The sequence below is a fragment of the Labilibaculum manganireducens genome (genome assembly GCF_002843385.1).
Taxonomy (GTDB): domain Bacteria; phylum Bacteroidota; class Bacteroidia; order Bacteroidales; family Marinifilaceae; genus Labilibaculum; species Labilibaculum manganireducens.
Map to the genome: position 1 here is coordinate 57,719 of NZ_MVDE01000010.1, position 11,297 is coordinate 69,015.

Here is an 11,297-nt window from a genome sequence, read left to right on the forward strand (position 1 = left end):
CTACAGCTTAAAAATTTCCTTGATTATTTCCTTATCATCAAAATGATGCTTAATTCCTTTTATTTCCTGATAATCTTCGTGACCTTTCCCCGCGACCAAAATAATATCATCCTTTTTCGCTAACATACAGGCTGTTCGTATAGCTTCTTTTCTGTCTGTGATCGCTAATACTTTTCGAGTATTGTTTGCAGTCACTCCTTCCTTCATATCTTTGATAATCTGATCAGGATCTTCCGATCTTGGATTATCCGATGTCAGAATTACCTTATCGCTTAATTCGGCACTAATTTTTGCCATTAATGGTCTTTTGGTTTTATCTCTATCGCCACCGGCACCAACAACTGTTATTACCTGCTCGTTTCCTGTTCGTAAAGCTTCGATTGTTTCCAAGACATTTTTCAAGGCATCCGGAGTATGAGCATAATCAACAATAGCCATAATGCCATCTGTAGAAATGATACTTTCGAACCTTCCATCAACAGATTTCAACTCACTTATTCCTCGTAATACCTCATCTTTGTCTTGATTCAGAAGACGAGCTGTACCATAAACAGCCAATAAATTATGAGCATTAAAATCACCAATAAAGTTGGTCCATATCTCTGTGCCATCCATTTCCAAAAGCATTCCTGTAAAGTGCTTTTCTAAAATCTGACAGCGATAATCAGCAAAAGAACGAGTTGAATAGGTAAATTTATGCCCTTTCATATTTTGGAGCATCAGCTTTCCATTTTTATCATCGGCATTTGTAATGGCAAATGATTTCTTCCCCAGCTGATCAAAAAAAGCTTTTTTCACCTTTAAATAAGCATCGAATGTTTTGTGATAATCGAGATGATCGTGAGTAATATTTGTAAAAATTCCTCCTTTATAATTCAATGCACCAACCCGCTTTTGATCGATAGCATGCGAGCTAACTTCCATAAAGCAATATTCGCATCCGGCCTCAACCATTTCCGCCAACAAGGCATTCAACTGCAATGCGTCCGGGGTAGTATGAGTTGCCTTAATTTCTTTTTCATCCACATAATTGCAAACTGTTGACAACAAGCCAACTTTATAGCCAAGTGTTCGAAACAAATCATAAAGAAGTGTCGCAATTGTGGTCTTTCCGTTTGTTCCTGTTACACCAACCAGTTGTATGTTTTCGGTTGGTTTGTTGTAAAAATTATGTGCTATCTGCGAAAGCGTGGCCGAAGAGTCTTCAACCACAATAAAGGTTGTTTCAGAAGTACTGCTGTCAGGTAACTCTTCGCATACAATTACCGTTGCTCCCTTTTCAACTGCTGTATCTATAAAATCATGACCATCAGACATGGTTCCTCTGCACGCAACGAATAAATCGCCGTGTTTCACCTTTCGGGAATCAAAATGAATCTCATTCACTTCAACATCCCTGTTCCCCTTTATGCTCTGTATATTTACCGAACCAAACAGTTCATTTATATTTATTCCCATCTGTCACATTTTAAGATAAATCGATTGTAATATGATCTCCTTTATTAAAATAAGCTCCTGGTTGTATGGATTGTCCGGACACAGATCCCAAGCCTTTTACCCGAACCTTCAGTCCTGCATTTTCCAATATATACAGTGCATCCTGAACACCCATCCCTTTTACATTCGGAACCATAAATTTCTTAATTGTTCTGTATTTGTATTCAATAATTGAGTCTTTCCGCGAAGTGATCACCCATTCCGACTGAATATCTTTATTCGCTATTTCAATGTTTAATTCATCAAACACTTTGTCCAGATCATTTTTATATCCATTCAATGAAACCGGCACCTTTGGTTCTAAACTTGCATCATCCGGTTTTATTGGATGCATTGAGTAGCTCATCGCATACACTTTATCTGCAATTGTTTTAAAAACAGGACCGGCAACCTGATTTCCATAGAACCCTTTGGTTTTATTTGGTCGGTTAATCACAACAATACACGAATACATTGGATCATCAGCAGGAAAATACCCAACAAATGAAGCTTGGTACACTTTAACTTTATAACCTTTATTTTTATCGGCTATTTGTGCCGTTCCAGTCTTTCCGGCAATTGTATAGTTCGCATTCCGCAGGTTTCTGGCCGTTCCTCTTAAAACAACACCTTCCAACATGTTTTTCACATTTTTAAGTGTTTCTCCGGAACAGATTTTAGATTTCAAGACTTCTTTATCAAAAGTTTGAATTACATCGCCGTGATACCTCAATTCCTTTACAAATCTAGGCTTCATCATCTTACCATTATTGGCTATTGCATTATAAAATGTAAGAGTCTGCAAGGGTGTTTGCTGAACCGCATACCCAATCGACATCCAAGGCAAAGAAACTCCCGACCATGATGGATCATCAGGATATTTGATACTTGGAATTCCTTCTCCTTTAATAGCAAGCCCCAATGGTTCATTCAACCGAAACTCGTAAAGACGATTAATAAACGATCGAGGTTTGTTTTTATAGTGATCGTTTACCAATTTCGAAATCCCCACATTCGATGATTTTTCAAAAGCCTCCTGAACCGTTATTTTTCCATATCCGCCTTCATGAGAATCGCGCATTTTTTCTTTGTAATAGCTAAATACGCCATTCCCCGTATCCACAGAGTCCATAGGCCCAACATATCCATCCTCAAACAAAGCCATTATTGAAGCCAACTTGAATGTTGAACCAGGTTCTGTTGCCTCACCAATAGCATAATTATAATCTTCCTTATATGATTGTGATTTTTCATCGAAACCTAAATTGGCTATTGCTTTAACTGCTCCCGTTTTCACCTCCATTAAAACCACAGATCCATGATGTGCGTTGTATTTTACAAGCTGTTGCTCTAAAGCCGATTCAGCAACATCCTGATAATTCACATCAATGGTAGTGATCAAATCGTTCCCATCTTTAGGCTCGACCATATTTACAGGCAACCATCTGCCCGACATTTTTTGAATGATACTTATGCCATCAACTCCTTTTAAATCACTTTCAAAAGCACCTTCGATACCCACCTTACCAATTTGCTGATTTTGTTCACCTTCCAGCAAATATCCTATTGTTCTGTTGGCCAGATTTAAGTGAGGCTGTATGCGTCTGTTTTCCTGTTCACAGATTAATCCACCTTTATTCTGCCCCAAACGAAAAATAGGAAAGGTCTTGATCTTTTTAAGTCCGATGTAATTAATTTTCTTTCGGTGAATTAAAAAATACCGGTTCGACTTGGTTCGATACTTCGCTTTCCAAAGCATATTTCTATAATCCTTTGCAGATTTATCCTGAAAAAACCTCGATAAGCAAAGTGCCAAAGAATCAACATCGGCACGAAAAAGAGAATCTGTCAATCCGGAAGCACGAAAATCCATTCGCAACTGATAGTAAGGCAATGAACTTGCTAAAAGCCGTCCATCGGCGGCACAAATATCTCCCCGATTGGCCGACACGATCACATCTCGCTGCGAAAGAGACTGAGCTTTACTTCTCCATTTATCTCCTTCGAACAATTGCAAGGCTACCACTCTACCAACAATGAGTATTGCAAAAATAATCACCAAAGTGTAGATCGCCCCTACCCGCCATATGATATCCTTTTTTATCGGCACTACTTCTCTAAATATATTTTAATGGGAGGCTCTGTTGCTTCTATCAAATCAAGACCTTCATTTTCCACTCTTTTTACAACTTCCGATTGCTTGCTCATATACATCAGATCGGAGGCTGTTGTTATCGACTCAAACCTTAGCTCCTTTAACTCTTGCTCCAAACCTACCATATCGCGATAAACTCTTTCTGAACGATACCTGTTGCTGATATAAAAAATTCCTAAAACAACTAAGAAAATGATAAAAGGCAACTGTTGCACCACTTCCGTTTTCGTTAAAATACTTCCATCAATAAAATCCTTGACCGAACCTGAAGACGTCTCTTTCAGTTCCTCACTAGGCTTAATGAAATCGTTGTATTTTTTTCGAAATTTAAACATCCTTATAATGATTTAGGTTGAGCAATCCGAAGTTTCGCACTTCGCGCTCTTCCATTTAGCTCAATCTCTTTTTCACCCGGAAGAATTACCTTTCGGTTAATCGCGGTTAACGGCGTTTGCACATTCCCAAAGAAATCTTTTTCTGCATTGCCTTCAAATTTTCCATCCCGAATAAAATTCTTCACCAATCTATCCTCCAAAGAGTGATAGGTGATCACAACCAATCTTCCATCCGGCTTTAACATTTCAGCAGACTGCAATAACATTTCCTTCAAAACATCCATCTCCTGATTCACCTCTATCCTAATAGCCTGGAATACCTGAGCTAAATATTTATGCTCTTTAAACTTAGGCGTACAAGGAGCAATCACTTCCTTAAAGTGCTGAATGGTAGTGAACGGCGTTTCTTTTCTTTGATTATCAATTAACCGCACGAGCTTGCCTGGATTTTTAACCTCTCCGTAAAATTTGAAAATTCGAAACAAATCCTCAACACTATACTCATTCAATAAATCAGCAGCAGTAAAATTCGAATCCTGATTCATTCTCATATCAAGATCGCCGTCAAAACGAAAAGAAAAACCTCGTTCGGCTACATCAAATTCATGAGAAGAAACACCCAAATCGGCTAAAATCCCATCCACTTTAGGGTAACCTAAATATTTCATAAAATTCTTAAAGTACCTGAAATTATGACGGACAAATATGAACCGATCGTCTTTTGGCACATTTTCTTCTGCATCCACATCCTGATCAAAGCCAATCAATTTGCCTGCAGTAAGATGTTTTAAAATCTCCCTTGAATGGCCTCCTCCACCAAAAGTGAGATCTACATAGATTCCATCTGGTTTTATATCCAACCCTTCAATACTCTCTCCTAGTAAAACTGGAATATGGTATGTACTCATTTTTTTATCTTTTTAATTGAAACACAAAGGAACAACTCTAAATGCTCATACTCAACGATTACCCGTTATTTAAATCTCCTCCTAAAATTTCATCAGCCAAAGTGCTGAATCCATCCTGTCCAAGAGCTGATTTTTCGTAAGTTTCAGTATCCCATATTTCGATTTTCCCATCTTGTCCGGCCAGGGTAACATCTTTTGAAAATCCGGCAAAATCAAAAAATTTCTTAGGAATTAAAATCCGTCCATTCCCATCAATTAAGACCTCTGCAGTACCTCTAAAAAACTCCCGCAAAAATCCTGCATGCTTCTTATTAAAAGGATTCACCTTTGCCCGCACCATCTCGGTTTGCTTCTCCCATTCCGAAATAGAGTAGAGGTCTAAACATTTTTCGTAAAGATTTTTCCTTAGAACACAACGGTTTTCAGAACCTCCATTAAGGAGCTTCCGAAAAGCAGAAGGCAGCAAAACACGGCCTTTTGAGTCCAACCTACAAGGATAATCACCTATAAATGTTACCATTGGGAAAAATAATTTACAATTGTAAAATTAGAGAAAAATTTACCCACTTTCAACCACATACTCCCACTTTTATGGTTTTGTTAATAACTTTTAACAAGCATCTCAACTAATTATCACTCAATTATATTGAGATTGTTATAAATCTTTGAAAAACAAAGCAAGAAAATTGCGATATTTGCTAACTATATTAAAATATTTAAGATTTTTATGCAAAAAGAAAACACTCCTGAGAGCTATTTAAAAATTGATATAGAGAAGGTTTTTGCAAGTAAAAGTGAAAGAATTTCAAAACTACTCCCTAAGTTTATAATTCGCTACCTTAAAAGAATCATCCATCAGGAAGAGCTTAATGATTTCTTATCAAGAAACTATCAAAAAGAAGGTATTGAATTTGCAGATAGTGTGTTGGAAGAACTTCAAATTACTTTTGAGATTAAAGGTCTTGAAAACATCAATAAAGACGGCAGATATATTTTCGCTTCCAATCATCCATTAGGTGGTCCCGACGGAATTATTTTAATCAGCATTTTCGGCAGGCATTTTCCGAAAATTAAGTTTTTGGTTAATGATATCCTAATGAATATCAAGAACCTATCAGATGTTTTTGTACCAATAAACAAACATGGAGGGCAAGCAAAAGAAGCTGCAAGAACAATAGTAGAAGCCTACCAATCGGAAGCAACAATACTCACCTTTCCGGCAGGTTTAGTTTCCCGAAAACAAAAAGGGAAAATTGAAGATTTAGAATGGAAAAAAAGTTTTATTTCGAAGGCAAAAAAATACAAACGCGATATAGTACCTATTCACATTAACGGAAGAAACTCTAATTTCTTTTATAACCTTGCCAATCTTAGGAAATTCCTAAGGTTAAAATCTAATTTGGAAATGTTATATTTGCCAAACGAGCTTTTTAAGCAAAGAGGAAAAAAATTCACTATTTGCGTAGGTAAGCCTGTCTCATACCAAACCTTTGACAAAAGTATGTCGTATGACAAGTGGGCTGAAAAAATGAAAGAGAAAACATATAATTTAGCAAATCAATAAATCCTTATCCTTAAGGCTTATTCGTTTTATCAAATATTAGCCACGGTACTATTCATTATTATCGATAATGTAAGTATTTTTGAAAATCATTTTTAGTAAAAAAACCAAAATAATAATTATCCTTGCAAAGGAATCAATACACCGACTGATGAAAGAAATTATTCCCCCTGTACCACGAGAGGAGCTTGAGAAAGAACTGACTGAAGAAAGATTTGTACGCAAGACCAACAAGGGATCGAATGAAATCTATTGCTTCACTCATCATGATTCTCCTAATTTAATGAAAGAAGTTGGACGTTTGCGTGAAATTACTTTCCGTAAAGCCGGAGGAGGTACAGGTAAAGATATTGATATTGATGATTTTGATCTGGATGAAAAACCATATCATCAATTAATTGTTTGGGATCCTAAGGCAAAAGAAATTCTTGGCGGCTACCGTTATATTTTGTGCAGCGAGGCCCCTAAAGATGAAAATGGCGAAATCTATCTTGCAACTTCAAGGTTGTTTAATTTTTCGGATGAATTTAAAAAGAACTACATGCCTCACATGATTGAATTGGGGAGGTCGTTCGTACAACCAGAATATCAATCAATCAGAAAAGGCCGTAAAAGTTTATATGCGCTTGATAATTTATGGGATGGCCTAGGTGCTTTAATTGTTGATTATCCTGAAATTAAATATTTCTTTGGCAAAGTAACGATGTATCCTGATTACAACAGAGATGCCCGAAATCACATCCTGTATTTCATGAATAAAATGTTCAACGATCCGGACAAACTTGCCACTCCTACAACTCCTCTTGTAACCAATATGGACACAGAGCAGTTAGCAAAAGATTTTTGCAAAGATACTTTTGAGGAGAACTACAAAGTTCTATCACAAAATGTTCGTAATAATGGAGAAAATGTTCCTCCGCTTATTAATGCTTACATGGGATTGTCCCCTACAATGAAGTGCTTTGGTACAGCCATCAACACACATTTTGGAGATGTTGAAGAAACAGGTATCATGATTACAATTGCCGATGTTTACGAGAACAAGAAAGACCGGCACACGGCGTCTTACCTTTCTTTACTGCACATCAAGCTTCCAAAAACAAAACTGAATATTTTTAAAAAGAAATAATCTCAAAGAGGGTGTCCAAAAAGTAATATTTTGTATCGGATTGTCATGTTGAGCGAAGTCGAAACATCTGTTTTTCAGAGTGAAAGATTCTTCGGCAAGCTCAGAATGACAATGGAACTATACTTTTTGGACACCCTCTTTTTTGCAACACATCCAAACAAAAAACCCGCCTTTCGCAAGACGGGTTTCCATTTTATATCGAACTTATTTTAGTAAGCCCGTCTGTCATTTCCTTCACAATAGTTAATAAAAGAAGTATTCACCACTTTATTTCCTCCTGGAGTTGGATAGTTTCCTGTAAAATACCAATCACCTGTATGTTCAGGACAAGCAACATGAAGATTTTCAACTGTCTGATAAACAATCCTCACCTCAGCATCCATCACTTCCGGAGTAAGCAATACCGCAATCTTATCCGATATTTCTTCCGCAGTAAAAGGCTTGTAAATTTCTTTCACAAAGTTAACCACCTCTTCTTTAGGCAGATTCTCCTGAGCTTTACACTTCTTATATGTTTCATCAATTATAGCTTCCAAACCACGCTCTTTCAGCATTGCAATTGCAGCATTAAAAGCAATAAATTCACCCATTCGCGTCATATCTATTCCATAACAATCAGGATAACGAATCTGAGGAGCTGAAGAAACAATTACGATCTTTTTTGGATGAAGACGATCTAAAATCCGAAGAATACTTTGCTTTAAAGTTGTCCCTCTAACAATAGAGTCATCAATTACAACCAGATTATCCTCTTGGTTCTTAACAATCCCGTAAGTAACATCATAAACATGACCTACCAAATCGTCACGCCCTTCATCATTGGAAATGAAGGTTCTCATTTTCGCATCCTTAATAGCGATTTTTTCTACTCTGGGCTCAACAGAGATAATCTCCTGAAGTTTTTCCTCAGTCCAACTTCCGTTCAAATCATGAATCTGTTGCTTTTTTTGCTCCATTAAGTGATGTCGAACACCTTCCATCATGCCATAAAATGCTGTTTCAGCAGTATTTGGAATAAATGAAAAAACAGTGTTTTTAATGTCATGATTAACAGAATCCAAGATAGCCGGAGTCAACAATTGCCCCAGTCTCTTCCTTTCTTTATAAATATCCCTGTCGCTTCCCCGGGAAAAATAGATTCTTTCGAAAGAACAAGATCTTCTTTTTTGAGCAACGCGCACAGGAACCTCGGCAACATCACCATTCTTACGAACAATAACAGCATTTCCCGGAGCAATTTCTTTAATCGAATTTGCTCTAACATTTAAAGCTGTTTGAATAACCGGTCTTTCCGAAGCAACTACAACAATCTCATCATCATGATAATAAAATGCCGGACGAATACCCCAGGGATCTCTCATCACAAAAGAATCTCCATGTCCAAACATACCTGCAATTGCATAGCCTCCATCCCAATCTCTGCTGGCTCCCGAAAGCACCTTTTGTATATCTATATTCTTTTCTATTTGAGGGGATATCTCCTGATTCGATAAACCATCATTTTTATACTGACGGAATAACATTTGGTTTTCTTCGTCTAAATAATGCCCGACCTTTTCAAGAATTGTTACTGTATCAGTATAATTTTTAGGATGTTGTCCCAATCCAACCAACAAATCAAATAGCTCATCAACATTAGTCAGATTAAAGTTTCCGGCCAACACCAGATTTCTGGACTTCCAGTTATTTTCTCTCATTACCGGATGAACGAAATCAATACTGTTCCGTCCAAAAGTCCCGTATCTTAAATGTCCCAAATACACTTCACCAGCAAAGGGTAAGTTTGCTTTGGCCCAAACAGGGTCATTAAATTTATCAGGATATTTTGCCTCTGCAGCCGCCAGTTCTTTGTATACACCGTCAAAAACATCTTTTATTGGCTGATCACTGCATGAACGCTCACGATGAATGTATTTGTTCCCTGGAGGCATGTCCAATTTCAACCCAACAGCTCCAGCACCTTCCTGGCCTCTGTTGTGTTGTTTTTCCATCAACAGATAGAGTTTTTGAATACCATATCTCCACGATCCGTATTTTTCCTGATAGTACTCAAGAGGTTTTAGCAATCGAATCATTGCTATCCCACACTCGTGCTTTAGTTGGTCACTCATTATTAACTTCTTAAATGGTTATTTAGTTTGCATTTTGTTGTTTATCCTCTTCATCAAGAATAAGCTCTTCAAGATCTTGCTCGTTTGGTATTAAATCTGAAAATAAAATATAAGTCTTAACCGGATAACAATTCGGAAAGAACTTTAAACAAGCTTTGTAAAGCTCAATAGATTCTATTTTACTTCGAAAATTACCGACACTAACCCTAAAATCAGGGGCTTTATATACTACATAAGCCCTTTCTTCAGGAAACAGCTCTTTAAACTCTTTCTTAATCTTAAATGCTTTTTCCCGATCGGTACTTCTACCTGAAAAAATCTGTATTCTGTATCCTGAAAATCCCGGATCCTTTGAGCTAATCATTTTATCCGTATCGAGCAGTTCTTTAATTCGATCATCTTGAATGAGCCTAACACTCCCCAGCGAGTCTACTCTTTGTTCGCCACTAAATTTTACATCTTCAACAAATTGCGCATTTGATGAGACACCTAACAGAATAAAGACAGATAAGAATAATATTTTAACGTACTGCATTTTTTGTTGTTTATAAACACCTAATAAAACCAGAAGATGAATCATCTGTTAAATCAGCTGCCGGATTCATTAATTAATCGTTAGGAACGGATAATATTGGAATTTCAGAACGATTTATCATTTGTTGAGCGTAAGATCCAAAAAACATATTAATCGAGCTTTCAGCTTGTTCTGTCATAATTGCAATTAAATCCGCATCTACTTCACGAGCATAATCAAGAGAAGAAAACGTATTATTGTCTCCTTTACGAATGCTCTTCACATAGTCAATATTCCCATCCTTAAAATAGTCTTCAGCCTGTCTCATATAATGTTCAATCTTCCCGATCACATTGGTGTCGGAAGTTTCATGAACGCCCAAAATATGAACTTTCGCATTACATCGGGAAGCAATTTCAGACACAAATGGAATTTTCTTTCTTGTATCAGTGCTTGCATCAATAGGCATTACAATTGTTTTCACCTGCCCCTTAGTGAATTCTTTTTGTACCGTTATAACAGGACAAGTGGCATTCGTAACTACCTTAACAGCATTACTTCCAATGAAAAATTCTTCGAAACCGGAAGCTCCGTAAGCTCCCATAAGAATCATGTATGCATCGCCGTATTTTGCTTGATTTACAATTTCGCGATAAACACTTCCTGTTCTTATTTTAAAATCAAAAACTCCATTCCTGACACAATAGTCAGCAGAATGAAGCTCAGTCAATTTCTCGAAATATTCTTGTACGGTATGAATGATTTCATTTTTCAATTCCTCGAAATGAAAAGGGATTTCGAATTTCTCAGACTTCTGCACGTGAATCATCCTAAGATGACAATCCAATTTATTTGCCAAATAAATGCCAAACCTCAATGCCTTGAGAGAATCACCAGAAAAATCAACTGGAACTAAAATACGTTTCATGATGTCTACTTTTACATTAACACTTTATAACCGTAACACAAGAACTATTCCTAAATCTGAACGACATACCATCCAAACAGGTTTTAAAAGAGATTAATTTTTCACAAACCCACTCTAAATCAAGTTCTTCCCGAACCCCTTATTTGCGGGATAAAAATACACAAAAATATTTAGCAACAA

At 36.9% G+C, this 11,297-nt stretch carries 10 protein-coding genes; 2 read left to right on the plus strand and 8 right to left on the minus strand.

The annotated features are described in order from the left end of the window. The 5 genes from BZG01_RS08460 to BZG01_RS08480 are packed head-to-tail and all read right to left on the minus strand — an operon-like array spanning nucleotide 1 to nucleotide 5,394. A complete protein-coding gene (locus BZG01_RS08460; RefSeq protein WP_101309399.1) occupies nucleotides 1–1,458 on the minus strand; it encodes a UDP-N-acetylmuramoyl-L-alanyl-D-glutamate--2,6-diaminopimelate ligase in 1,458 nt (485 codons plus the stop codon). Between the two features lie 10 nt (nucleotides 1,459–1,468). Then, a complete protein-coding gene (locus BZG01_RS08465; protein ID WP_101309400.1) occupies nucleotides 1,469–3,586 on the minus strand; it encodes a penicillin-binding protein in 2,118 nt (705 codons plus the stop codon). Further along, nucleotides 3,586–3,966, minus strand: a complete 381-nt coding sequence (locus BZG01_RS08470) for an FtsL-like putative cell division protein (RefSeq protein WP_101309401.1) — start codon at nucleotides 3,964–3,966, stop codon at nucleotides 3,586–3,588. The genes BZG01_RS08465 and BZG01_RS08470 overlap by 1 nt, the downstream gene beginning before the upstream one ends. A 2-nt stretch (nucleotides 3,967–3,968) precedes the next feature. Continuing rightward, the gene (gene rsmH, locus BZG01_RS08475; protein WP_101309402.1) at nucleotides 3,969–4,874 is read right to left on the minus strand and encodes a 16S rRNA (cytosine(1402)-N(4))-methyltransferase RsmH; all 906 of its coding nucleotides are present in this window, start codon (nucleotides 4,872–4,874) and stop codon (nucleotides 3,969–3,971) included. Nucleotides 4,875–4,932: 58 nt separating this feature from the next. Next, nucleotides 4,933–5,394, minus strand: a complete 462-nt coding sequence (locus BZG01_RS08480; protein ID WP_101309403.1) for a division/cell wall cluster transcriptional repressor MraZ — start codon at nucleotides 5,392–5,394, stop codon at nucleotides 4,933–4,935. Between the two features lie 207 nt (nucleotides 5,395–5,601). Between BZG01_RS08480 and glsA the strand changes: the two genes are divergently transcribed. Continuing rightward, nucleotides 5,602–6,438 carry a lyso-glycine lipid O-acyltransferase GlsA gene (gene glsA / locus BZG01_RS08485; protein WP_101309404.1) on the plus strand — a complete coding sequence of 279 codons (837 nt, stop codon included), beginning with the start codon at nucleotides 5,602–5,604 and terminating at the stop codon, nucleotides 6,436–6,438. A gap of 148 nt (nucleotides 6,439–6,586) precedes the next feature. After that, a complete protein-coding gene (gene glsB / locus BZG01_RS08490) occupies nucleotides 6,587–7,564 on the plus strand; it encodes a glycine N(alpha)-acyltransferase GlsB (RefSeq protein WP_101309405.1) in 978 nt (325 codons plus the stop codon). 209 nt (nucleotides 7,565–7,773) lie between these two features. Here glsB and BZG01_RS08495 read toward each other — a convergent pair whose 3' ends face one another. The 3 genes from BZG01_RS08495 to BZG01_RS08505 form a co-directional block, all read right to left on the minus strand. After that, nucleotides 7,774–9,675, minus strand: a complete 1,902-nt coding sequence (locus BZG01_RS08495) for an amidophosphoribosyltransferase (RefSeq protein WP_101309406.1) — start codon at nucleotides 9,673–9,675, stop codon at nucleotides 7,774–7,776. Nucleotides 9,676–9,697: 22 nt separating this feature from the next. Then, the gene (locus tag BZG01_RS08500) at nucleotides 9,698–10,210 is read right to left on the minus strand and encodes a hypothetical protein (RefSeq protein ID WP_143470865.1); all 513 of its coding nucleotides are present in this window, start codon (nucleotides 10,208–10,210) and stop codon (nucleotides 9,698–9,700) included. A 73-nt stretch (nucleotides 10,211–10,283) separates the two neighbouring features. After that, the gene (locus BZG01_RS08505) at nucleotides 10,284–11,117 is read right to left on the minus strand and encodes a universal stress protein (protein WP_101309408.1); all 834 of its coding nucleotides are present in this window, start codon (nucleotides 11,115–11,117) and stop codon (nucleotides 10,284–10,286) included. Between the last annotated feature and the right edge of the window lie 180 nt (nucleotides 11,118–11,297).

Coding starts and splice junctions, on each gene's coding strand:
- BZG01_RS08505 (WP_101309408.1), bottom strand. CDS start 11,117: ATGAAACGTATTTTAGTTCCAGTTGATTTTTCTGGTGATTCTCTCAAG.
- glsB (WP_101309405.1), top strand. CDS start 6,587: ATGAAAGAAATTATTCCCCCTGTACCACGAGAGGAGCTTGAGAAAGAA.
- BZG01_RS08480 (WP_101309403.1), bottom strand. CDS start 5,394: ATGGTAACATTTATAGGTGATTATCCTTGTAGGTTGGACTCAAAAGGC.
- glsA (WP_101309404.1), top strand. CDS start 5,602: ATGCAAAAAGAAAACACTCCTGAGAGCTATTTAAAAATTGATATAGAG.
- BZG01_RS08500 (WP_143470865.1), bottom strand. CDS start 10,210: ATGCAGTACGTTAAAATATTATTCTTATCTGTCTTTATTCTGTTAGGT.
- BZG01_RS08460 (WP_101309399.1), bottom strand. CDS start 1,458: ATGGGAATAAATATAAATGAACTGTTTGGTTCGGTAAATATACAGAGC.
- BZG01_RS08495 (WP_101309406.1), bottom strand. CDS start 9,675: ATGAGTGACCAACTAAAGCACGAGTGTGGGATAGCAATGATTCGATTG.
- BZG01_RS08470 (WP_101309401.1), bottom strand. CDS start 3,966: ATGTTTAAATTTCGAAAAAAATACAACGATTTCATTAAGCCTAGTGAG.
- rsmH (WP_101309402.1), bottom strand. CDS start 4,874: ATGAGTACATACCATATTCCAGTTTTACTAGGAGAGAGTATTGAAGGG.